The sequence below is a fragment of the Nostoc sp. DedQUE02 genome (genome assembly GCF_034531035.1).
Taxonomy (GTDB): domain Bacteria; phylum Cyanobacteriota; class Cyanobacteriia; order Cyanobacteriales; family Nostocaceae; genus Nostoc.
In genome coordinates, this window is record NZ_JAVRBY020000088.1 from 1 (window position 1) to 23,209 (window position 23,209).

Annotated in this window: 19 protein-coding genes; 4 read left to right on the forward strand and 15 right to left on the reverse strand. The window is 42.5% G+C overall.

All coding sequences use genetic code 11. The features are described 5' to 3' along the window. Positions 1 to 190: 190 nt before the first annotated feature. The 12 genes from RMX98_RS33350 to gvpN form a co-directional block, all read right to left on the reverse strand. A complete protein-coding gene (locus RMX98_RS33350) occupies positions 191 to 5,434 on the reverse strand; it encodes a GAF domain-containing protein (RefSeq protein WP_322681995.1) in 5,244 nt (1,747 codons plus the stop codon). Positions 5,435 to 5,675: 241 nt separating this feature from the next. Then, positions 5,676 to 6,209 (reverse strand): chemotaxis protein CheW, encoded by a 534-nt coding sequence (locus RMX98_RS33355; RefSeq protein ID WP_322681996.1) that lies wholly within the window; start codon positions 6,207 to 6,209, stop codon positions 5,676 to 5,678. Positions 6,210 to 6,223: 14 nt separating this feature from the next. Next, positions 6,224 to 6,586, reverse strand: a complete 363-nt coding sequence (locus tag RMX98_RS33360; protein WP_322681997.1) for a response regulator transcription factor — start codon at positions 6,584 to 6,586, stop codon at positions 6,224 to 6,226. Between the two features lie 146 nt (positions 6,587 to 6,732). After that, positions 6,733 to 8,064 carry a response regulator gene (locus RMX98_RS33365; protein WP_322681998.1) on the reverse strand — a complete coding sequence of 444 codons (1,332 nt, stop codon included), beginning with the start codon at positions 8,062 to 8,064 and terminating at the stop codon, positions 6,733 to 6,735. A 234-nt stretch (positions 8,065 to 8,298) separates the two neighbouring features. After that, complete coding sequence (locus tag RMX98_RS33370; RefSeq protein ID WP_322681999.1) at positions 8,299 to 8,997, reverse strand: gas vesicle protein GvpC; 699 nt, start codon at positions 8,995 to 8,997, stop codon at positions 8,299 to 8,301. A gap of 75 nt (positions 8,998 to 9,072) precedes the next feature. Further along, positions 9,073 to 9,294, reverse strand: a complete 222-nt coding sequence (gvpA, locus tag RMX98_RS33375; protein WP_163931998.1) for a gas vesicle structural protein GvpA — start codon at positions 9,292 to 9,294, stop codon at positions 9,073 to 9,075. A gap of 239 nt (positions 9,295 to 9,533) precedes the next feature. Then, the gene (locus tag RMX98_RS33380; RefSeq protein ID WP_322682000.1) at positions 9,534 to 10,223 is read right to left on the reverse strand and encodes a GvpL/GvpF family gas vesicle protein; all 690 of its coding nucleotides are present in this window, start codon (positions 10,221 to 10,223) and stop codon (positions 9,534 to 9,536) included. Positions 10,224 to 10,285: 62 nt separating this feature from the next. Beyond that, complete coding sequence (locus RMX98_RS33385; protein ID WP_322682001.1) at positions 10,286 to 12,109, reverse strand: AAA family ATPase; 1,824 nt, start codon at positions 12,107 to 12,109, stop codon at positions 10,286 to 10,288. 209 nt (positions 12,110 to 12,318) lie between these two features. Then, complete coding sequence (locus RMX98_RS33390) at positions 12,319 to 13,089, reverse strand: GvpL/GvpF family gas vesicle protein (RefSeq protein WP_322682002.1); 771 nt, start codon at positions 13,087 to 13,089, stop codon at positions 12,319 to 12,321. Positions 13,090 to 13,125: 36 nt separating this feature from the next. After that, positions 13,126 to 13,560, reverse strand: a complete 435-nt coding sequence (locus RMX98_RS33395) for a gas vesicle protein K (RefSeq protein ID WP_322682003.1) — start codon at positions 13,558 to 13,560, stop codon at positions 13,126 to 13,128. Beyond that, positions 13,547 to 13,897, reverse strand: a complete 351-nt coding sequence (locus RMX98_RS33400) for a gas vesicle protein (protein WP_322638063.1) — start codon at positions 13,895 to 13,897, stop codon at positions 13,547 to 13,549. The genes RMX98_RS33395 and RMX98_RS33400 overlap by 14 nt, the downstream gene beginning before the upstream one ends. Further along, on the reverse strand, positions 13,894 to 15,066 hold the full coding sequence (gene gvpN / locus RMX98_RS33405; protein WP_322682004.1) for a gas vesicle protein GvpN: 1,173 nt from the start codon (positions 15,064 to 15,066) through the stop codon (positions 13,894 to 13,896). Before gvpN ends, RMX98_RS33400 begins: the two co-directional genes overlap by 4 nt. 212 nt (positions 15,067 to 15,278) lie before the next feature. On the opposite strand from gvpN, the gene RMX98_RS33410 reads away from it, so the two are divergent. Next, entirely contained in the window at positions 15,279 to 15,527 is a 249-nt protein-coding gene (locus tag RMX98_RS33410) for a gas vesicle protein GvpG (RefSeq protein ID WP_073640812.1), read from the forward strand. Positions 15,528 to 15,636: 109 nt separating this feature from the next. On the opposite strand, the gene RMX98_RS33415 is transcribed toward RMX98_RS33410, so the two are convergent. Beyond that, entirely contained in the window at positions 15,637 to 16,566 is a 930-nt protein-coding gene (locus RMX98_RS33415; RefSeq protein WP_322682012.1) for a YhcG family protein, read from the reverse strand. 256 nt (positions 16,567 to 16,822) lie between these two features. Between RMX98_RS33415 and RMX98_RS33420 the strand changes: the two genes are divergently transcribed. Both RMX98_RS33420 and RMX98_RS33425 read left to right on the forward strand, forming a co-directional pair. Next, positions 16,823 to 17,224, forward strand: coding sequence for a hypothetical protein (locus tag RMX98_RS33420; RefSeq protein ID WP_322682005.1), 402 nt, complete (start codon positions 16,823 to 16,825; stop codon positions 17,222 to 17,224). 73 nt (positions 17,225 to 17,297) lie between these two features. Continuing rightward, on the forward strand, positions 17,298 to 17,684 hold the full coding sequence (locus RMX98_RS33425) for a pentapeptide repeat-containing protein (RefSeq protein ID WP_322682006.1): 387 nt from the start codon (positions 17,298 to 17,300) through the stop codon (positions 17,682 to 17,684). A gap of 136 nt (positions 17,685 to 17,820) precedes the next feature. On the opposite strand, the gene RMX98_RS33430 is transcribed toward RMX98_RS33425, so the two are convergent. Continuing rightward, a complete protein-coding gene (locus RMX98_RS33430; protein WP_322682007.1) occupies positions 17,821 to 18,105 on the reverse strand; it encodes a hypothetical protein in 285 nt (94 codons plus the stop codon). 45 nt (positions 18,106 to 18,150) lie between these two features. After that, positions 18,151 to 20,034, reverse strand: a complete 1,884-nt coding sequence (locus RMX98_RS33435) for an ArsA family ATPase (RefSeq protein ID WP_322682008.1) — start codon at positions 20,032 to 20,034, stop codon at positions 18,151 to 18,153. A gap of 217 nt (positions 20,035 to 20,251) precedes the next feature. Here RMX98_RS33435 and RMX98_RS33440 point away from each other — a divergent pair, with 217 nt between their 5' ends. Then, complete coding sequence (locus RMX98_RS33440) at positions 20,252 to 22,864, forward strand: WD40 repeat domain-containing protein (RefSeq protein ID WP_409882075.1); 2,613 nt, start codon at positions 20,252 to 20,254, stop codon at positions 22,862 to 22,864. Positions 22,865 to 23,209 lie beyond the last annotated feature (345 nt).

Here is a 23,209-nt window from a genome sequence, read left to right on the forward strand (position 1 = left end):
AACACTCCGCGTTGCGCATCACCTCTCCCCCGTCCCCCCCGGGGGGGGTGGCCGGGCTGGCCTTGGCACAGCAAGCGGAGCAGGGGAGCAGGGGGGCAGGGGAGCAGGGGAGAGTTTTTGTACAAATTTTTTCCCCTCCGCCCCTTTGCCCCATACCTTATCCTGAGAATAAATATTCACCACGACCTACTTAGTCAACCTTGAACTGGCTAACGCTGGTTTCCAGTTGTTGTGAAGTCATCCGTAGTTCCTCAAAAGACTCGGAAATGTGGATGGCACTTTCTGAAGTCTTGCGGGCGATCGCCGAAACATCCATCATCGCCTCTGTCAACATCTGAGATTGCTGACTTTGATGGGAAACTGCTTGAGTAATTCCTTGTACTAGTCCACCAATTTCGTTGGTAGCTACCACGATCGCACTCAGGGAATGACGAGTCTCATCGATCAAGTTCGAGCCTTGGACAACTTGGCTAATCCCTACTTCCATTGCTTCGGTAACTTCGTTGGTGCCAGTTTGAATTTCTTGCACAAGTCGCTCAATTTCTGTGGTGGCACTAGCCGACTGATAAGCCAAAGAACGAACTTCATCTGCAACCACCGCAAAGCCTTTGCCATACTCTCCAGCACGGGTAGCCTCGATCGCCGCATTGAGTGCCAGCAAATTAGTTTGAGTGGCAAAGTTTTCAATCAGACTTACTACTTTCGAGATTTTCTGAGAAGCTTCACCGAGGCGTTTAATCTTCTTCGCTGTTTCCGACACTGTTTCCCGAATCTCCAAAATGCCATCTACGGTTCTTTCCATCAGCGAATCACCAGCTTGGACGGTGTTATTAGCTCTTTGCACCGCCTGTCCGACTTTTTGAGCATCAGCAGCGACTATCTGGGTGGAAGTTACCATCATTTGTAATTGTTCCAGAGCGTTTTCCAGTCGTTCTGCCTGCTGTTGAGCTTGGTCAGATAGTTTTACTACTGAGGTAGTGTTATTGCTGGAATTTTCACTCACCCTGCCAGCAGCAATCTGCACTTGTCGCACTAAATCTCGCAAACTTTGGATGGTAGTGTTGTAACCATCGGCGATCGTCCCAATTTCATCTTCAGATAGGGGAGCGCGAACGGTAAGATCGCCTCTGAAGGATGGTTCCAAAGCCATGAGAACGCGCATTGCTCCTTGTTGGAGTTTTTCGCGGGCGGTGCGTTCGCGCTCTGCGGCTTCTGCTAGTTGCTGCTCTTGAATACGCACCTGTGTTAGGTAATCTGCAAGATTGAGGGCAAGACCAATCTGGACACTGGCTTGGTTGAGAACATCCTCCTCAGATTGCTCCCACTGGCGCGGTGCGCTATTTTGATAAACTCCCATCAACCCCCAGAGCCGATTTTCTTGAAAAATCGGAGAAATCATGTAGGCTTTAGTTCCCCACATCTCTAACAATTGGATGTGACATTCGTCATGACCGACAGTATATATATTGTCAACCCGCAAACTTTCTTTGCGGGCATAACGTCCTCCTTGGTTGTACTGGAGATAGGTATCTCTAACTCTGGCCAGGCTAGTGCCCACAAGCTTAGGCCAATCCCCAGTCACAGACTCAACTACAAATTCTCCAGACCAATCAGGCTCAAAACGGTAAACTCCAACTCGATCTACTTTGAGCAGTTGACGAAGTTCGTGGGTGGCAAACTGGACAAATTCTAGAACATTACTATGACTTTGGGCCATCTCTGTTAAGCGACTTGGCAGGCGATAAGAAAATCGGGCGTTTGCTACTTCCCGTTCTGCGAGTTTGATCAGTTCCTCATTCTTGGTTAAGGTTTGTTGTAAGTATTGCGATTGCTGAACGGCAACTCCAAACTGCGTGCCGATTTTCGTTACCAAGTTGACTTCATTATCTTGCCATTGCCGCGGCCCGCTATTCTGATATGCTCCTAACAAACCCCAGAGCTTGTTTCCGGCAATAATCGGGGTGATGATATAGGCTCTCATCTGGAATTGTTCGAGAATTTTTATGTGGCACTGGGCATGACCAGAAGTGTAAATGTCATTTATCACAAAGGTCTCGTTGTTGCGATAGCGTCCACCTTGGGTTTGTTGTAGGTGTTCGTCTTCCCATATAGTCCTGATATCGGGGCCAACCAAAGCCACCCATTCCCGACTTACGGATTCGGCAATAAACTCCCCACCCCAATCTGGATTGAAGCGATACACTGCCAGCCGATCGCATTCCAAGTGCGATCGCAATTCTGGTAGGGCATTACGAAAAATTGTATCTAGCTCTTGAACTTGGCGGATTTTTTCTGAGAGCCGTGTTAAGGCTCGTTGCCCTTCTGCGGCTCTGGCTAACTCTGCATTCTTCTTCTTGAGCTGTTCTATATACTGAACCTGTTGCAAGCCTATACCCATTTGCACTGCTACTTTTCGCAACAGTTGCACATCCTTGGATTTCCACTCGCGAGGGCCAATATTTTGATATGCTCCTATAAAGCCCCAGAGTTTGTTTCCAATAAAGATCGGAGCGATCGTGTAAGCCTTAGCCTGGATTTTTTCTAATATCTCTAGGTAACACTGAACATGACCGACAGTGTAGATATCATTGACAACAAAGGTTTCATGATTGCGATAGCGTCCGCCCTGAGTTTCTTGTAAGTGTTCGTCCATCCAAATCGTTTTGATGTCGGAACCACCTAAAGACAGCCATTGATCTTTTACGGATTCGGCAACAAACTCCAGACTCCAGTCGGGATGAAAGCGAAATACTGCTAGGCGATCGCACTGTAGTTGTTTGCGTAAACTTGGCAGCACATTCAGGAAAATTGTATCTGCCTCTTGAGCTTGGCGAATTTTTTCCACCATCCCTGTTAGCACCTGTTCTTCTTCTGCTGCTTGCGCCAACTCTGTATTTTTCGTTTTCAATTCTTCAATGTACTCGGCTTGCTGCACGCTTAAACCCAACTGAATGCCCAATTTGGTCAGCAATCGCACCTCCTCGGAATTCCACTGGCGCGGGCCGCTATTTTGGTAAGCTCCTAGCAAACCCCAAAGTTTGTTGCCAGCAAAAATAGGGGCGATGGTGTAGGCTTTAGCCTGGAACTGCTCTAACAAGTCGATGTGGCACTGGGCATGACCAACAGTATAGATATCATTGACGACAAAAGTTTCATTGTTGCGATAGCGTCCGCCTTGGGTTTGCTGTAGGTGTTCGTCTTCCCATACGGTCTTGATATCAGGACCAACCAGAGGTACCCAGTCAGTTCCTACGGATTCAGCCATAAATTTACCACTCCAGTCAGAGTTGAAGCGATATATTGCTAGGCGATCGCATTTGAACAACTGCCGCAATTCTGCCAAGGTAGTGCGGTAAATTGTTTCTGGGTGTTGGGAATGAAGCATTCTATCCGTCATTCGGGCGATGGCGTTTTCTACTTCAGCTACTTGGGTCATTTCGATATTTTTTAACCGTAGCTGTTCGATATATTCAGCTTGCTGGAGAGCAATGCTCAGCGATTCGCCAATTTGCAACAAAGCACCAGTCTCTTCATCAGTCCATTTGCGGACATCAGAATTTTGATAGGCTGCTAATAAACCCCAAAGACTACCAGCGCGGAAAATGGGAACAATGATGTACGCTTTGGCTTGGAACTTCTCTAATGCTTCTAAATAGCAAGGTGAAAAACCAGCAGCATAAATATCGTTGACTTTGCGGAAGCGCTTTTCTTTGGCGTACATTCCACCCTGCGTTTCCTTCAGATAGGTATCGCCATCAGGTTTAATCGGGGAGCCATAATCCTTAACATGGCAACGCTCTGAAGATACCATGCCTGTTTTTAAAATGTTTTCTTGTTCCTGAATATCCAACAGGGACGACCAACCCGCAGCCACAGATTCAGCAATAACTTCTCCACTCCAATCTGGATAAAATTGATAAACCACTGCGCGATCGCATTTTAAAAATCGCCGCAATTCTTGGGTTGTAGTGCGGAAAAGGGTGCGAAGATCCATTGCTTGCCCAATCTTTTCAATGATGCCGAAAACAGTACGTTCTCGTTCAACAAGTTTGGCTGACTCCTCAGAGCGTTGATAAAGTTGTTGCTGATATTGCAGCTGTTGAATAGCAATACTAGACAGGGATGCCACCTGCACCATTAGTCGAACTTCACTATCTTTCCACTGACGAGGCTGAGAATTTTGATAGGCAGCCAGCAAGCCCCACAACTTTTCTCCCTGGAAGATGGCAACAATAATGTATGCTTTGGCTTGATAGGTTTCTAAAACTTTGATATAGCAGTCAGAAAAACCACCACTGTAGATATCATTAGTGACTCGATAAATCTGTCCGCGATGGAAATTTTTGCCTTGGGTATGCTGAATGTAGCTATCTGCACTGTGAGATCGCCCTGTTGTCCCAACTAATCCCCCTTCGTCTGCAAAGTTCCTAACACTGCAATAGTTAACGTTCTTGACAATTGCTGGATTATTTCGCTGTTCTTCTAATAGAGAAACCCACTCAGATCCAGCAGATTCAGCTACAAATTCCCCACTCCAATCTGGCTGGAAACGATAAATTGCCACGCGATCGCATTTTAATGACTGTCGCACTTCTTGGGTCGCAATGCGAAAAATGGTATCCACATCTTTGGACTGGAGAATTTTACTTGCTACATCGGTAAGGATTTGGTCTTTTTTCACTTCTTGTTGCAATGTAGCTTGAATTGCGGCAACTTGCAGTTGTGCTTCTAATTCCTGAACGAGTAATTTTAATGACTTAATTTCCACATTATGCCACTGACGAGGTGCAGTACATTGCTGCACTACCAACAAACCCCAAACCCCATCTTTTGCTAAGATTGGCAAGCTCAAACAAGCTCTGACCTGAAACCGATCTACAAGCTGCTTTTGGTAAGGAGACAAGCTTGCAGTGTAGGTATCGGCGATCGCCACTAATTTTTCTTGTTGATAAATCTTGGCAGAACCCAACCCAAAAGTAACGGTGGGCAGTTTTTCCTTCAGCATCGGGGTAAAACCATCCCTCATCGCCTCCGCAGCAACTATCCCCAGCGTCGAATTGGTAAACTCATACACCACCACGCGATCGGCTTGCAGGGCGCTTTGTACCTCCATCACAGCAGTAACCAGCAAGGTATCTAGATCGGAAAATTGGCGGATTTTGCTAGCGATCGCCTGTACTTGCTCTACCTCTAATCCATCTCCTGCATCTTGATGCGGAAACACACTTACCAATTCTTTTAACTTGCGGATTCTGTCTCGCAATGGCCCTGTTTCCACCCAATCAGCTTGATCTAGTTCAGTTCGCAATTCTTCTAGAGTAGAAATAACTTGCTGTTGTGTAGGTACAACGGTATGCCCGTTACTGATGTCTTGATGACCGTTGCTTGAAGTTGAGTGTGGTTGGTTGGGTGTAAGATTGGGTTGCGTTACCATAATCTTTCTTGCTATTAAAGTTGTCGGAGTTAATAAGTAGAATGCAGAGTAGACTTCTTGCAGAAGTCGGGAAAAGGGTAAAGGGATAAGAAAGAGGGGAAAAGGTTAAAGGTTAAAGGGAAAAGGAATGAACAAGTCGCCCACGTTAGGGTAGTGGCACGAAGTGGGGGGCGAGGTTTTTGTTTTTACCTTTTCCCCTTCCCCCCAAGAGTGCAAAACTATTTTTGCAAGAGGTCTAGTGTTAAAGAGGCTGAAGGGCTTGAATCACAACATGGGTGTCAAGTAACATCAAAGGGCTACCTTGAGAATCCACAAAGTAACCCTGTAAGAATGAGCCTAGTCGGCCAGGTAACATCGATGTCGAAATTGCTAACCGCTCTTGGGGATCGTGAACTTCAATGGTATTGACTTGCTCTACCAACAGCCCGATGGTTTGATTCTGGACTTGAACAAGCATCGCCATGCCAGAGTTACGCACACTTTCTCGCCGACACCAGTGTGTTGCTCCCAACAAACCTGCTAAATCAAGAATCCAGATCGCTTCTCCCCGCCAATTCATTATGCCTAATAAGAATTCTGCTACTTGCGGTACTGGCAAAATCTCGGTCAGCGCAACCTGAATTACTCCCCGCAAATCCGCTAATGGGAGTAACCCATTTACCTTTCCATTCAACGGAAATCTTAAAAACCTCTGGTTGTTTCCTTGAGGAGAGTTTTCAAGTCGAAATTGGCTATTTATGGGTAGCTCTCTAAAGCTATCATTGCCCTGTACCATTGCCCTAGTTTCCTTTAGCGAATAAATTTATTAACAGTCTGGAGCAAGGTATTTTCATCTACAGGTTTGACTAAATAGCCATCGGCACCACTCATATTGCCCCAAGTTCTATCAACATCTGTGTTTTTAGTTGAGCAAATCACTACTGGGATTCCTTTTGTTATAGGATCGGCTTTCAACTTGCGGCAGAACTCAAATCCACTTTGGCCTGGCAAAATCAAATCGAGTAAAATCAAGTCAGGTTTTTGTTGTTTCAATCTGAGTTGAGCCTCTTCACCACTGCGAACTTCATAAACTGAATATCCTCCTTGCTCTAGGTAACGTGTCATCTTTTCAGATTCTGTGAGGCTATCTTCAACTAAAAGAATTTTTTTCATTTTTTTCCTAACTATTTAATTCAGAATTTGAAAAATAATGGCGACAAATAAATTAACACCAACCCAGATATAGAAAGTAATTTACAATCCAAAATCTGTTTTGAAAATGTGTCTAGGAGAGCCACTGGCATGACTACCACTTCAACTTAAACATTTAAATACTTGTGAAGCACATTGAGTACTTTGTCTGCTTCTACAGGTTTACCCAAAAAGTCAGTTGCCCCTACTAATTTTGCTCGCATCCGATCTACTATTCCATCTTTCCCTGTTAAGATAACGACTGGCACATTTTTGAGACTTGGAGTTTTACGGATTTGAGAACAAATTTCATAGCCATTTACTTTTGGCATCAAAAGATCCAAAAAAATGAAGTCTGGCTTGCTTTTAATTAGGTTTAAAACTGCCGTCAAGGAATCTTGAATGCCAAGAAAGCGATAACCTTGATGGGTGAGAATTTCCTCCAAACTGCGACAGATTGTCGGACTATCATCCACACAGGCTACTAAAGGTCTTGAGACATCAATAATTGCTTTACTAGCGGCTGGAGGTGCAACTTGTATAACAGTGTTCTCTTCTTTCTTCAGTGAAGAATTGAAATTATTAACTGCACTGGACGGACTGAAAATTTCTTTACTAGTCGCTGGGGGAGCAAATTTGTTGAAATTGGGCGCAACTTGTAAAACAGTATCCTCTTCTGTCTTGAGTGAAGAATTGGAATTATTAACTGCACTGGACGGGTTGCCAGTTTCTTTACTAATCACAACCTGCCTGAGCTTTGGAGTGGGTGAAAAAATGATCGCCCCTGTTTTTACCAATGTCATTAATAACCGAGTCAAAGCTAAGACATCCCGACCGCTTTTTTGCCCTAGACCTCGTAAAGTTTTTGTTCCATCAACTAGAGCAATAATCTGTTTAGAGGATGCTTGTGCTTGGAGTAGCTCAATTTGTTGAATTATCGGAAATAAATTGGGCGAGTAGGTTGCCAGTCCTGCATCTCGCCATTCTTGCCAGGCTTGTGTAGCCCGTTTCAAAACTTCCTCTGTTGGTATTACAGCTAGGAGAACCCCAGGAACTTCACCAACAACGGTAGTATGTGACAACTGCCCTGCTGGATTGTCACCATTTCTTTTGGCTTCAATGTACTGCATTATATCAAACAGGACTTCAGCTATTGAGCTTGCAATCAGGTTTACAAGTTGTTGTTGTTCGATTAATTTTTGTTCTCGCAACTTAGCAAGAATGGAATACTCGCGATAATTTTCTTGGGGAGAAACAAGCTGCTCCAACTGTGTCACATCCACATTAGAACAGTACCGCAACAAGTGTCGTCGCCATCGCTCATCGGCATTATAACCGCCAGCCTGCCAAATTAATCTTCCTAAACGAAAATATAGCGTCCAAGTCGGCCCATCTCTTGCTTCAAGATTCAGCCTGCCTGTAAATAATTTAGTTTGAAGTTGCTCGATCAATTGATTCACAATGGATCGCACCTCCTTATATATCTAGAGTTTTGCATTTACATTAGAATTGCTCAAACAATCCAGCTTACTAACTTCATCGTGCGATTGCCAATAGCACAGTTCAAAACCTTGATTGAGCTATCCCAGCTTTAATGCTTATCGATTTTGTACTCTGCTGCTTAAGGCGACAGACACAAACGATCGCCCAATAGCTAGTCTGCAAATACAATAAATGAGCTTGAATTAAGTTTGTCAAGAAATTGCTTGTTGCCGAATAAAGTATTGGCGATCGCGTTGTTCCAGTACCCCTTGCTTGATCAAGGAGCGCAGGATATCTATTGTTTGTACCCGGCTTAAGCCTATCACCTCTTCAATTTCTATCAGAGTAGCTCCTTCAGCTTGCTGAATGTATTGCTGCACTTTAGATTTAGCAGTATCCGCATTCAAGACAGGCACTTTCTTAGCTATGGTATTGACGGAAGCACGAAAACCAGTGGCTTTAATTGCAGAACGGGAGATTGACCATTTTGGAACTGTTACAACTGATTGCTCTTCTTTAGCAGGAGTTGGGGAAACTGCTTGTTCATGACTGTAATCGCCCCAAACACTGTTATGTAAGATTGCCCGGAAATTTTGCAAGTTTTGGAATAATGCCTGAGCCTTTGCTGAACGCTGTTGGCGGTACTCTTGCTGGCGTTGCGAGACATCTGTTTTTATTTGCAATATTTCTAATTGCCGCTCTACAATCTCTTGCTGAAATTGCTGTTGTTGTAACTTTCTGTTGTTGTCAAGGCTGGTAACAAAACTGCTCAATTCTTGATGAAGCAAATCTGCTTGCAGCTGCAATTCTTTTTGAGTTAGCTGTTTCCACTGGTTAACTTGTTGACGGCGTTCAGCAGTTATTTGCAATCGCTGCAATCGCTCTTGTTCCCATAAATTCTTGAGAGCCATCAGCTGAAATCTCCTATTTTGTTAACTAGAAATATTAAATAGGAGCCATGATGACTCCCTTTTTCTAATATGGTGTTAAGCAGCAGATGGAACAGCAGCCTGAGATGTTAAACCAACTGCTTCGGCATATCTTAAGTAAGTTTCAACTGAAGCAATAACAATCCGAGCTTCTATTGATAGCAGTTCAATACCAACTAAAGAAACACGTACCCAAGCATCAACTACAATTCCTTTGTCCAAAATGCGGTCAATAACTTCAGCCAGACTTGAAGATGAGTTAACTTTTTCAACAGCCATTTTCTTTTACTCTCACAACTCTAATTATTGATTTCATCCTGCTCTGATTGAGCAGTAGGTAAAAATTACACAATGTGTTTTATTCTTCCTGAGTTTAGTGTTCCCAAAAATACGAGATAAATATAAGAAAATAAAAAAATATTAAAAAGTTAACAATATTTTCTGAGACAAAAATTCAAGAAAAAATCATCTCATCTTTATTTTTTCTGGGAAAGTTATAAATATTATTTTTTATGAATTTATATGAGAGTGTTTTTGAGAAAATGATAGGGTGGCAGAGGTTCGCTGAGTGCCAATTGCCAGTGCGAGCATTGTAACTGCCAAAGGGAAAACTGCTGCGTACTGACCGTTGAATCGTTGCGCTGTGCCAAAAAGTGGATTTGCCGCACATCTGACTGCCGAGTTTCACAAATAACATTTGTATATGTTTTGAGAATTAACTGGTTTAAGAGTTCCAACTGTTCGCATTGTTGTGCTTGAAATGCTTGCTGTGTTTGGTAGCGTTGTTTTTTAGCTAATAAATAGGCTTTTCCCTTAGCATCAATATTGTCAGAATCGTCAAGTAAAGAGCAGGGTATCATTTTTACAGTGTACTCAACTTTGTCTGCTAGCTGAGTTAAGGCTTCTAGATATTGCTCTTGGTGCTTTTCTAGATGATTCAGCAGTTTTTCTTGCGAGGTAAAACCCCTGCCAAAGCGTAGGGGAAGAAGGGGAGTTTGTTGAAAAAGTTCTCGAATTACGCGATCGTGGTTTAATACAGCTTGAAGTAAACGCTCATCCGTTGCCTGTATTGCCTCCAGTGAGATTTCCGGCTCTACGATCGCACCTAAACCAGAAGAGTAAACTAGTTCAATATTCCTTTCCATCCCAAAGGGTAGAACAAGTGGTGATGCGGTGGGGGCTAGAAGAGCATAAGCGTATATTGACATAAGTAGGTCGGCGTAAATATTTATAGTTAGGATGAGGCAGGAGTCTTTTTGCCTTCTGCCCTCTATTCAGATTGATGCTGATTAGCAAGCATTTGGTATGTAGCTTGAAAATCATCATTTGTAATCTGAATCAGGCTGGAGTCGCTCAATCCCTGGGCGCGGTATCGACGAATGGCGCTTAAAGCAGCTTGATTGCTCAACAAAGCCAAGTCTGCCCCATTCCAACCCTCGGTAACTGTCGCCCAAGTTTCTAAATCGACACAAACCAAGGGACGATCTAGATTGTGAACTCCTAAAATCGCTAATCGGCTGGCTCGATCTGGTAGATCGATTTTGATTTGTAAGTCCAATCTTCCGGCTCTGAGCAAGGCGGGATCGAGGGTTTCTGGACGATTGGTTGCTCCTACTAACAATACTTTTGGGCATTCATGCAACCCATCTAGTTCGGTGAGCAATTGACCGACAACGCGATCGCTAACTCCAGAATCACCAGTGAATCGTCCCCTTGCTGGTGCTAAGGTATCAATTTCATCTATAAACACAACGCAAGGAGCTGCTTGCCGAGCTTTGCGAAAGAGTTCTCTGACTGCCTGTTCTGCTGCTCCTACCCATCGGCTGAGTAATTCCGGGCCATTCACAGCAATAAAGTTGGCTCTAGCCTGGGAAGCGATCGCTTTTGCAAGTAATGTTTTTCCCGTTCCCGGCGGCCCCCACAACAGAATCCCACGAGGAGGCTTGGCTTTGGTTTGCTCGTATAGTTCGGGATAGAGGAGTGCGCCTTCAACAGATTCTTGAAGTTTTTGTTTCACATCATCCAAACCACCAATGTCATCCCAACTGACACTTGGTACTTCAATTGCTACATCCCTGAGAACTGAGGGTTTTATCTCCTTAATTGCTTCGAGAAAATCCTGCTGCATGATAGTCATGTTCTCAGGAACGGGACTGTTGAGCGAGGGGACTTGACGACGAAGGGCAATATAGGCTGCTTTTTGACAAAGAGCTTTAATATCAGCTCCGACAAAACCGACAGCCAAATCGGCGATCGCTCCTAAATTAATTGAAGTCTCCAAGGGCATGGCATTTGTCAAAATCGTCAGAATTTCCAATCGTCCATTGCGATCAGGAACCCGAAACTGAACTTCGCGATCGAAGCGTCCCGGACGACGCAGCGCCGGATCGAGATAATCGGGACGATTTGTTGCCGCTAATACAATTACGCCCTCGGTTTTGGCAAACCCATCCATTAACCCAAGCAACTGCGCCACTAGTCTTTTTTCAACTTCACCTTCAACTTGGCTGCGATCTGGGGCAAGGCTGTCAATTTCATCAATAAATATCAGGCAGGGAGCAGAACGAGTTGCTTTCTCAAAAATACTTCGCAAACGAGCTTCTGCTTCGCCGTAATACTTGCTCATCACCTCTGGGCCATTGATGGCAATGTAGTTTAACTCTAACTCTTCTGCCAAAACGCGGGCTGTTAAAGTTTTTCCCGTACCGGGCGGGCCAACTAGCAAAACCCCACTCGGAGGCTCTAACCCTAATTTCACCAATAAATCTGGACGTTTAAGTGGAATTTCAACTAACTCTCTGATTTCTTGGAGGACATCAGCCAAGCCGCCGACATCTTGCCAAGAAGTTTTTGAGTTCGTCCGAGCTGATGGGGGGGTAACATCAGTATCATCCATTGGTGTAGTGCCAACGGTGGAATTGGATCTGACTCGGCTGGAATTATTTGTTCTGGGAATATTGCCTTGCCGGGGAATACTACTAAGATTATGAGAGCGAATTTGAATAGAAGTTTTTAACTCGCCTTTCTCTACTTTTTCTTCTAAAGCTTTGGCAATTTCTAATAGGTGTTCAAATCCTTTAAATATGTCGTCCATTGATTTTACTTAAATAAAAGGTAGAGAAAAATTTTATTTTCATAGGACTTACGCACAACAATGAAAAAACGAACCGCCAAGGACGCAAAGGACGCAGAGAAATAAGAGTTTTAGAGAGTTATTGCGTAAGTCCTGTTCCCAAAAATTAAAAGTTTAAATAATTTTTCATTCTCAATTTTTATTGCTGTTCAACAGGGAGAGGAATTAATTCAGTTGGAAATGGATAATCGAAGACGAGCAAAGTTATACGGGGCAGTGAAATTGTTGTAGCGAATTCGCAAACGATCTTCAAATTGACGATCGAGTGCTTCAACGTGTTCGCTAAATTGTGATTCTGCTTCCCAAGGAATTAGGTAGGCTGAATTGTAGATCATTGTGTCCATTTGGGGAGTATTTTCTACTACTTCGATCGCAATGGAGTTGAGCGTGCTTTTAAATACATCTATGATGCTTTGCTTGCGATCGCTCATTCCCTGTTCGATGGTTTGCCCTATTTGGATTACCCGCTCCATACTCAGGGGTTGGCCCACTAGCTTATCCCTTTCGGTTTTCAGATTTGGGTGTTCTGCCAATAGTCCTTGAATTTCTGCCTCAGTATCCCAAAAAACTTTGACACTAACTTCTCGGCAACCCGATAATTTTGCAAGCAATTGCGTCAATTCTTCTTGATGAGGACGAATTAATTGCTGTGAAACCGTTTCCCAGCTTGAAACCAAAAGTCCAAATTGCACTGGCAGTAAATAGCGTTGGCGTAGCCCGTCGTAGACATCGCCTCCTTGCATGATCTCCTCAAGGACTTTTTCATGACTTAGCAGGTTACGACGGCTGGCCAAATAACGCTCTTGCTGTGCTTCCGAGTAGATGACTGCAAAATCATCCAAAATTTTAATTTCTACAGGTTGCCGATCTAAGCCCTGTAAATTTAAGTTTTCTGGAGCAGGCAAGGTCAAAATTCCATAAATGTAAAAGCCATAACTCATAAGAATGTCTTACCAAGAAGAATGTAGATAAAAAAGTTACAGGGGTTTAGAGGTGAGTACTAGTCTTAATTTGGCATGAACTAAGCTTAACTGAGCCAGTCCTAAGTCCAAGTCACCTTCAACCACAACACCTGTATTTAATAGGCGATCGAGGAGTTCTAAAATAGACGGTTGACTAGAGGTTTCACCGGGGTAGTATCCTCCAGATTGGGGAAGTAAATTTCCCATTTCACCCAAGTTAATATTTAGCTCGGCTGGGTCAACATCAAATATCTCGCAAAGCTTAACAACCTGTTGTTCAAGCTGTTGCAGGCTTTCGGCAGCTCGATCTAGCTCATGGTCGTTGAGGGTGCCAGCATCCATTCGCCGAATCACCTGAGCTTCCATGAGTTGGCGTATCAGTTCAACAACCGTCAGTAACAACGGTGCTAAACCGGAATCGGAACCTTTTGATTTACTAATCGCCTGCATTCTGATGATTAATAGGATTGAGTGCTTTGAGCGATCGCAGTTCTGTTTCTAGACTGACAAGACGCTCTTGAAGTTGTTGATTAGTTGCTAATAAGGTGCGAGTTTGACTATTAAGATAGGGGTCGCTCTCCCACCAGTTAATTCCAATTTCTTTGGCTTTATCAACAGAAGAAATCAACAAACGAATCCGAATGTTGAGCAGTTCTGTAGAGCCTACAGAAATAGAAATATCTCCTGCGATAACAATGCCTTTATCCAGAACCCGTTCTAGAATATCTGCCAAGGTAGAACCTTGAGTTGATGTGGTGATCGCTCCTCGGTTAGTATTAGTACTCATTTTTTTATTAAATGACCAGAATCAAAAGCAACTGTTTGTGAGATGTTCGGTGGCTCGGCATTGCTCTGCATTTGTACTAATACTCCCTGCTCCCTGAGAGATTTGAGTGCAGCCACAATTTGACTGCGATCAATCCCTAGTTCTACTGCCAATTCAGAGAAACGCCTTCCTGGAGAATTACACAGATAGTTGTAGACTTCATGCTCGTAAGGTACTCGTTGTTCCAATACAACCCGATCTTGGTTATTTGGTATTATCTCTGACGGCTGAGATTGAGTATTTGTACTATGATACAATTCACTTAAAACCTCTTCCAGTAGCCGAGTTGCTTCCATGAGAGGTTGATTCGTGCGAGAAAGCAGGATATCGGCACAAATATCTTGGAAGTTAGGATCTCCAGGGTTTACAGAAATTTCGTGTTCGTTGCAGATTTTGGCAATCATCAGACAGGAACGCAATCCACCGCCCTGTCCAGAGCTAGATCGACTCCAAAACGTCCGTACTACACGAACAATTACTTCTGCTTTCTCGGAATCTATGCCTGTTTTATGAACTACAATTTCCTGCTGAGTTAGTTCATCAGGTGGAGGCATATCAATGGTAATAACACGATCCATCAAAGCATCCTGAGTTGCATGAACTCCACAATACTCTTGAGGATTTGATGTTAAGATTGCCCGAAACTGAGGATGAACCCGGATATACTCGGCTCGATGTTGGTTTGTTGGTAATACTAACAACCTCTCCTCAAGTACGGAGAGTAAAACGTTATTTACCTCCGGGTGCGATCGGTTGAATTCGTCGTAAACCAGCGTAAATCCTTCTTTACAAGCTAAGGTTAATCGTGCATCAACCCAATGTTGTCGGAGTTCATCCTCAACTTTGACAACGCTGTGGATGAAGTTATCAACAACCTTTTTACGGGTATAACCTAATTGATTACCAATCAAGTCTGAGGTTTTAAACTCATCATCTCCAAATAAGAGGATGATCGGCTGGTTGAGCAAATCAGCTAGATGCATTGCCAGAGTAGTTTTCCCGACTCCGGCTGCACCACGCAAATGTATTGAAAAACCTGACTGTAGATAGCGCAAAGCACGTTGAGCGATGCGTTGAACAGCAGGGGTATTGACAAATCGTTGGGGAGATGCATTTAATACTGTTGTCAAGCTCTAAGTACCTCCAAAATAAGAATTTTCTAAAAAAGTAATTTTTTGCACATCGGATATATAAAATACGGATGTCAATAAGCCTTAACTGGACTCAAATCCAAAGAATTTTGGCATCAACATAAGACTAGTAATGTTTTATATTTATGTCATCAGCATGATTACGGTCTTGCGAGGACAGCTTTAATAAATCCACACGAGTGTAAACTGATATGGTTCTGCGCTTTTTACTATTACCGATTACCGGCCCATTAATGGGGGTAACGTGGCTTGGGGAAAAAATTTTAGAACAAGCAAGTACTGAAATTGATGATAAAGAAAATCTTAGCAAGCAGCTTCTAGCACTGCAACTTGCTTTTGATATGGGAGAAATTCCCGAAGAAGAGTTTGAAATTCAGGAAGAAGCTCTTTTATTAGCGATTCTGGAAGCAGAAAAGCAGGGAACAGAAAATAGGGAATAGGGCGTTGCATAAAGGCGGGATGATTTTTTTCACGCAGAGGAGCCAGTGCGTTGGGCGGCTTTGCCGACTTGAAGCAACTGGTGTAGCGCAGAGACGCAGAGAGGATGTACTATTCTTTTTCTTCGTTTTCTACTTCTACAGACAAATTCTCCAATTCTGCTTCTAACTGCTCAATAGTTGGTAAATTTGTTTGTAACTCTTTGGGCAATGATTTAGTAAGTTTAGTTTGCCATTCAGCAATGCCAATTGGTTTATTGACATCACGCAATGCATACTCAGCAATAATATTATCCTTACTTGCACACAAAATTAAACCAATTGAAGGACTATCTATAGGAGATTTAAGTAAATCATCTACAGCCGAAAGATAAAAATTTATTTTTCCTGCATACTCAGGTTTAAATTTACCTGTTTTCAGTTCAATTACTACAAAACAATGTAATTTTACATGATAAAAAAGCAGGTCTATATAAAAATCTTCATTTCCAACTTTTAAATTATACTTCTGCCCAACAAAGGCAAATCCTATACCTAATTCTAAAAGAAATTGGGTAATATGTTTAACAAGCTCTTTTTCTATTTCTCGTTCTTGTGCTGCTTCTCCTAAAGTTAAAAAATCAAAAACGTAAGGGTCTTTTAAAGTCTCTCTAGCAATGTCTGATTGAAGAGAGGGTAATATAGCATCAAAGTTATTGACAGCTTTTCCCTGACGATCAAAAAGTCTATTATTAATTTGTAGAGTTAAAATATTTCGACTCCAACCATTTTCTAAGGTTTTTTGTACATACCACAGCTTTGCTGAAGTATCTTTGATAGCATCCAAAATACGGACATTATGCCCCCAAGGAATTAGTGCAACAAGCTGTTGCACAATTTGTTCATCTGGGTAAGCTTCAGCAAAAGCCCGCATATATTTAAGATTACGTGCTGAGAATCCTTTCATCTCAGGGAAGGCTTCTTTTAAGTCCCTGGCAAGACGTTCGATAACTTTTGTTCCCCATCCCTGTTGTTGTTGTCGAAGAAGAATATCTCGCCCAATTTACCAATAGAGCAATATCAATTCGCGGTTAATAGATAATGCTGCTCGTACCTGGGCGTTGCGTATGCGTTCTTTTAGCTCCCGCAAGAAATTGTTATAATTTTCCATTTCGGTTAATTCTTTCCCAACTTACTGATAAATTACTGTCCCAACAGTGTACTTTCTACTGGTTTACAATCTAACTAGTCAACTTGTAAACATTTGAATTATATTGCACTTCCCTGGTTTGGTAACAGAACATAAAACTCACATAACTATGACAAGGCTCGGATTAAAAAATTATCAAGTTTGGCAAGATTTAACTGAAATATTACAAAGTTTAGATGCTAATCTTCTTGTTCAAGAACATCTTGATCAGTGTGATTATAAAGTGTGTGGCTATTGGGATGAACAAGATGAATATTATGAGCAAAGTACGTTACCTCGTACCCTAACAGCCGAATTAGTTAGCAGTTCAATAGGCGTTACTCACAAAGAACGTTTTTTACAACTAAAGTTTTTGCTCATAGCTGATGCTGTTGATAATACAAAAACTGCGAGTCGAAATGCTCAAAAACTTGGTGAATTAGTTCTTATTTATGATGGAAATCTAGAATTTATTGATGAGAATTGGCTTTTAGATGTCAATTCTCCATTCCTTGTGAAGCGATCTGGCTAATTTTAGGCAATTGAGTAGAAGTAAGAAATAACTAAGCAACGAATTTTCGTGTCTATAATACAAAGGTCAGTAGATGAAGATAACTGCTCTTGAGTTGTTGCAGCGATATGCTGCTGGGGAGAGAGATTTTAGTGGGGCCAATTTGGAAGAGGCTGACTTGAGTGGAGTTAACCTGAGTGGGGCTAATTTGAGTCGAGCTAATTTGTTAGCTGCTAACTTGAGTGGAGCTAACTTGAGTGGGGCTAATCTCAGCTATGCCGAATTGAGTCTGGCTAAGTTCATTGGTACTAACTTGGAAGGAGCTAGTGTAACCAATGCTGACGCAGTTTGTGCCAGATTTGAAAATGCTAATCTCAAAGGGTCTTACCTCAGTGATTTCGGTCGGTCTCACGGAGCTTATTTTCAAAATACTATTGTAGGTAATGGCGATATTCTTGTCGAAGAGAGTATTGAAGGATGAAAAATTCTAGGTTATTTTATCACCTTTCCTTGTGTATACAGTAGGAAAGCGTGAGTGTTTACCGAAGCGATCGCAATTTTTCAGGTACAACCGCGCAAGGAAGTTGCGAAGAATAGGCAAGCTGAAATATTAGTACTTAGTATTCCAAGGTTATGGTGTTGAATTTTGGTGTATTGTCCTCTAAGTCAGTATTTGCTTGCTGATGGGTGATGGCTTCTTCAGCAATGATTTGACTATTTAAAATAGCAAGACGCTGCTGAATCTGATGTCGGCGTGCTTCGAGTTTCTGTAGTTCCTGCTCTAAACGCTCTTTTTCCAACATCATTTTGTAAGCATTTAAGTAAACTCTTGCTTGAGAACGTTGAGGAGGCATTGAGCTAAGTTTGGCTTGAATTTGTCCGCGATTTGGAGTGCGATGCATAATAAATTTCTCTTTGGGTATGAAAGTATTTAGTCTAATTAGCCGTTAAAATAAACAGGCGGCGGCTGCTTGGATGCGTTCTAAAGGCTGAACTGAGCGAGGAAGCACTGGTAAGCGAACCATTGTTAAATCTGGAAAATCGCAATTAACGATCGCTGTAGAAGTAAAGCGGTTTAGAACAAGGTAATTCTGGCTTACACCTATTTCTTGCAGAGATTTGAACAAGCGTTGTTGTTCGGCAAGTACGCTAGCCTGGTTAAGTGTAACCCCAATAAACTCTGCTTGCTGTGGGTCTTTTAGCACTTTTTGGGCTTTGACTACGCGCTGTCGCAAAGTTCGTAAACGCCCCATAAACTCTGTACGACCAAGAACATTTTGATACTTGATCCAAAGTTTGAAAATCCATGCTAGCCAGTCTGCTAGTGCATTTGGCATTTCTAGAAAACGCAGAAGATGTCCTGTAGGAGCAGTGTCTAAAATAATCAAGTCTTCTCCTTGTTGCTCTAGCAATTCCATTACTGTTAACAAGGAAAGCATTTCATCAATCCCTGGTAAAGCTTGCTCGACAATTTTGCGCCAAGCAACAGGAGCGTATGCCATTTCAATAGCTTCGCTTGTTTGGATTTCGCCACTCATCATTTCGGCGAGTTCCCACAGGTAATCGGCTCTGAATTGCTCTAGAAGGCGATCGCTATCTACTTCCTGACCTCGAAGATTGGCAGTTATTTGATATGGTTCGTGTCCTAAACTCAGACCAAAGGCATCACCCAAGGAGTGGGCTGGATCGATGGAAACCATGCGAATTTTGCGATCGCGATGTTGTTGAGCCATAGCCCAACCAATCGCAGCTGCGACTGTAGTCTTACCTACTCCACCTTTACCGCCAATTAATAACAAGCGACGACCTCTGGTGAGAAAATCTCCAAAGCTAGGAGGAATTGTTTCCGGCCATTGAACTGGGAGTAGATCGATAGGAAATAGCGGTTCCATCTGAGGAACATGGATTTGGTCGATCAGATGGCTGAGGGCTAGAATCCCTAAAGGCTCCTTATCTTGCTGTGGCACGATAAAAATCGGCTTTCCGTTAGCAAGATCCGTATACTGACCGATCAGTGGTTGTTGTTCTTGGTAACGATCGCGGTCAGTCGCACTGGCAAGGACTTGGTTGACAAACAAGCCTCCACAAGGAACTTGCATGGTTTGTAAGGCTTCTAGGAATCGTTTTGATTCCAACCAACTCATTGGTTCGGCGATCGCAACTAACAAACAAGCTGTATGCTTAGAATCTTGAAGCAGACGGCGACCTTGGGAAAGTTCAGCTTTCAGGGTATGCAAAAAATCGTCAGCGCGATCGGGTGTGTAACTCCCAGCAAAGGTCTTGCTAATATACCGATGCTTTTCTTGAAACAATTCAAGAGAGTGGAGGAAAGTGTCTAAAAAGTCCATTAAGCCAAACAAGTTGAGAGTATGACCGCTAGGAGCCATATCCACTACTACTCGATCTACCTGCTGTTCGTTGAAAAGACGTTGGATCTCTAACAAACCCATCAATTCGTCTAGTCCAGGCCAATTTAAATCCCAAACTGGAGACAAGTCTTCTCCTTCAACAAAACTACCTCGTTCTACTAGCAGTTCTAATACCTGACCATAACGTTCTTTAAAGTCTTGTAGCAGAAGCTTTGCATCCAACGCCCTGACTCGTAGATTGGGTAGTTCCGCTATGGGACGAGGAATGTCATCAACGCTAACTTGTAAGACATCTCCAAGAGAGTGAGCCGGATCGGTTGAGATTAAAAGAATTTGCTCGTTGACAAATTTCTGCGCCCAACGATATGCAAAGGTGCAGGAGATTGTTGTTTTTCCGACTCCACCTTTGCCGCTAAACATAGCAAGGTGTAGGTTATCAAAAAGTTCCATCTCGTTTGTCATTTCCGGCGTTTTAGGACAAAGTTACTACATATTTTTTAAATTTACTTAAGTAATTTTGCTGAATAAAGCTATTTAAAACCTTAATTTTTTACGATTGGAGTCCCTGTGAAGCAAGAATCCCCGAATTTATAATTCAGGGAGTGTCAAAAAGATTAGCTGAGGAACTATAACTGAGGGAAAGATTTAGCTAGGGGTGTCCAAAGGTAAGGAGATATAGATGGTTAACAGTTCTGAAAGCGATATAAATATTGGATATCATATCCAAGGTATTTCTGAATACAACTTTTTTTCTGACAGTCAATCTGAGGACATTCATCGTCGTCCACTCAAAATAGACTCTCCTTACTTAGGATTAAAAACTTTTGAAATTAAAGATAAAGACAAATTTTTTGGTCGGGAGAAATGGATTGCTGAGATTAGCGATCGCTTAAAAAAAGATGATGCACTCTTGCTTTTAGGAGCAGCATACAGTGGCAAATCATCGTTGATTATGGCAGGTTTAATTACTTATTTAGGATCTTATAAAAATTCGTTAATCAATATCACTTTTCAACCAGATAAAAATCCTTTTAAATCTCTTTATAAGTGTCTGGCTTTTACTTATGGGAAACAATCAAAAATAGCTGATAGCTGTCGAGAAATCAGAGAAGATACCCTAATTAAAATTGTTAAATTACTCAAACAAGATTATGAGCGGGTTCTGATTTTTATAGACCGATTTGAAGAACTGTTTACGAAAACTCAAAAACCGGAACGTGACAAATTTGTTGCTAGTCTCTTTCAATTGAACCAGCAGCAGGATAGCTCTGTCAAAATTGTTTTAACAATGCGATCTGATTTTTTGGATAGATTTAGTGAGTATCCGCAACTTGCGAAGATCCACGATCGCTATAGTTGTATACTCACTAGAATGAGCGATGATGAATTAAAGTTAGCGATCGCTGAACCTGCTGCGAGGCATGGCGTTACTTTTGAACAAGGACTAATCGAGCAAATTATTGGTGATTTTCACCAACAAGGTGATTCTTTACCACTTCTGCAATACACTCTAGATGTACTGTGGAAAAGCGAAAATATTCAAAATCGGGTTCTTAAAATAGAGACTTATCAAGAACTAAAAGAGCAAATATTTAGTTATTTCAGCGAACAAGTTCATCAATTTATTAATCCTACTGCTGGATGGCATGATTCGCATTTGAGAGAACAGGAACAAGAGATTCAAAAGTTAAATCTTGCACTGACTGAATTAAAACTGCGCGAACAATCCGCTAGGGTTTTGAATTTACTTCCTGTCCAACCGCTAGAGGGTTTGGTGCTGGCAATTCAAACAATGGGTGAGAATCTGGAGAAATATCCAAATCAGCTTCTAGCTTCTGTTTTGGGAAGCTTAAAGGAAGCAACAAACACGCCCACAGAAGCAAATAGCTTGCGTGGACACGAGCAAGAGGTTAATTGTCTAGCTTTTAGTCCTGATGGCAACTTTATTGCCAGTGGCAGTAGCGATTCTACGATATGTTTGTGGAATATTATTGGCAATCCCACTGCTCAATTTTTGTTGGGACACGAGCAAGAGGTTAATTGTCTAGCCTTTAGTCCTGATGGCAAGTTTATTGTTAGTGGCAGTATTGACGGAATTTTGTGTTTATGGGATCTACAAGGTAATCTTATTACTCAACAGTGGCAGGGACATGAGGAAGGAGTTATTGCCATCGCCTTTAGCTCAAATAGCGATTCTATTGTCAGTGTTGGTTTTGACGGAACGGTGTGTTTGTGGGATTTACAAGGTAACGCCATTACTCAACCTTGGCGGGGACATAAGGAAGGAGTTATTTCCGTCGCCTTTAGCGCAAATGGCGATTCTATTATCAGTGTTGGTTTTGACGGAACGGTGTGTTTGTGGGATTTACAAGGTAACGCCATAACTCAACCCTGGCACAAACATGAGGCAAAAATTATTTGCGTCGCCTTTAGCCCCGATCGCAAGTTTATTGTCAGTGGTAGCAGTGATTCTACAGTGCGGTTGTGGGACATTCAAGGTAATCCCATCGGTCAACCTTGGCACGGGCATGAAGGACATGTAAATTCTGTAGCGTTTAGCCCTGATGGCAAGTTTATTATTAGTGGTAGCTGCGATCAGACAATACGCTTGTGGAATATCAATGGCAACCCCATTACTCAACCTTGGCGTGGACATGAAGGACAGGTTAATTCCTTAGCCTTTAGCCCCGATGGCAAATTTATTATTAGTGGTGGCGATAAAACTGTGCGTTTGTGGGAGCTACATCAAATACTACAAGATCGGGTCATCGGGCGATCGCAGCGCAAATATGAAAATTGGGTCAATTCTGTCGCCTTTAGCCCTGATGGTAAGTGGATTGTCAGTGCCAGCAATGATTTTACAATCCGCTTGTGGGATAGCAACGGCAACCCCACTGGTCAACCTTGGCGCGGACATGAGTATTGGGTAAATTCCGCAGCTTTTAGCACTAGTGGTAAACTGATTGCCAGCGCTAGTCTTGATGGAACAGTTCGCTTGTGGCAGTGTGGATGGCAAGAATGGTTGCAAGTTTGTTGCAACAGGTTACATTATCATCCTGTCTTTCGAAATCCTGAAAATGGCATTGATGTAGAAATTGCCCACCAAACTTGTCAAAAATATGTATGGAATCCACAATGCCATAAACAGTTGAACAACCAGGTAGAGCTAAAAGAGAAAGCTTTTTCAGTAGCTTTGGAGGACTTTAAGCAAGCAGTTAAACTTAATTTCACATCGCACTGGAAACATCACCTTGCTTGGCAATCAGTACCCACAGAGAACCAACATCAGTGAGATAAGGTAATTGCACTTTTGTCAACCAGTTAAAATACTCAAAATAGTCTTATTGGAAATGCCCTTAGCACTTAGTAATGGAATTGACATTACTATTTCCAGGTGCAAGATATGAGCCACCCAGAGAGAAACTTTTGGTGTGCGACCGCTCTATTGTGAGAAATGCCGTCCGCCTCAACCTCCCAAGCAATCGAAAGTAGTCCCTATAGGCAAGAGGAAACCCAAAGCGATGAACTACTTGAGTTGCAAAGGTATTGGAGGGTAAGTTGTTCAGGACTTACGCAACTGTCACAAGCAATGGCGCGGTGTAGCCGCGCCGCGCGCCAAGCAACTACACGATAAACA

Excerpts from the sequence above, each read along its gene's own strand:
- RMX98_RS33390 (WP_322682002.1), bottom strand. The coding sequence starts at position 13,089 with ATGAGTTATGGCTTTTACATTTATGGAATTTTGACCTTGCCTGCTCCA.
- RMX98_RS33395 (WP_322682003.1), bottom strand. The coding sequence starts at position 13,560 with ATGCAGGCGATTAGTAAATCAAAAGGTTCCGATTCCGGTTTAGCACCG.
- gvpA (WP_163931998.1), bottom strand. The coding sequence starts at position 9,294 with ATGGCTGTTGAAAAAGTTAACTCATCTTCAAGTCTGGCTGAAGTTATT.
- RMX98_RS33435 (WP_322682008.1), bottom strand. The coding sequence starts at position 20,034 with ATGACAAACGAGATGGAACTTTTTGATAACCTACACCTTGCTATGTTT.
- RMX98_RS33400 (WP_322638063.1), bottom strand. The coding sequence starts at position 13,897 with ATGAGTACTAATACTAACCGAGGAGCGATCACCACATCAACTCAAGGT.
- RMX98_RS33420 (WP_322682005.1), top strand. The coding sequence starts at position 16,823 with ATGACAAGGCTCGGATTAAAAAATTATCAAGTTTGGCAAGATTTAACT.
- RMX98_RS33350 (WP_322681995.1), bottom strand. The coding sequence starts at position 5,434 with ATGGTAACGCAACCCAATCTTACACCCAACCAACCACACTCAACTTCA.
- RMX98_RS33425 (WP_322682006.1), top strand. The coding sequence starts at position 17,298 with ATGAAGATAACTGCTCTTGAGTTGTTGCAGCGATATGCTGCTGGGGAG.
- RMX98_RS33430 (WP_322682007.1), bottom strand. The coding sequence starts at position 18,105 with ATGCATCGCACTCCAAATCGCGGACAAATTCAAGCCAAACTTAGCTCA.
- RMX98_RS33360 (WP_322681997.1), bottom strand. The coding sequence starts at position 6,586 with ATGAAAAAAATTCTTTTAGTTGAAGATAGCCTCACAGAATCTGAAAAG.
- RMX98_RS33370 (WP_322681999.1), bottom strand. The coding sequence starts at position 8,997 with ATGGCTCTCAAGAATTTATGGGAACAAGAGCGATTGCAGCGATTGCAA.
- RMX98_RS33355 (WP_322681996.1), bottom strand. The coding sequence starts at position 6,209 with ATGGTACAGGGCAATGATAGCTTTAGAGAGCTACCCATAAATAGCCAA.
- RMX98_RS33380 (WP_322682000.1), bottom strand. The coding sequence starts at position 10,223 with ATGTCAATATACGCTTATGCTCTTCTAGCCCCCACCGCATCACCACTT.
- RMX98_RS33385 (WP_322682001.1), bottom strand. The coding sequence starts at position 12,109 with ATGGACGACATATTTAAAGGATTTGAACACCTATTAGAAATTGCCAAA.
- RMX98_RS33440 (WP_409882075.1), top strand. The coding sequence starts at position 20,252 with ATGGTTAACAGTTCTGAAAGCGATATAAATATTGGATATCATATCCAA.
- RMX98_RS33410 (WP_073640812.1), top strand. The coding sequence starts at position 15,279 with ATGGTTCTGCGCTTTTTACTATTACCGATTACCGGCCCATTAATGGGG.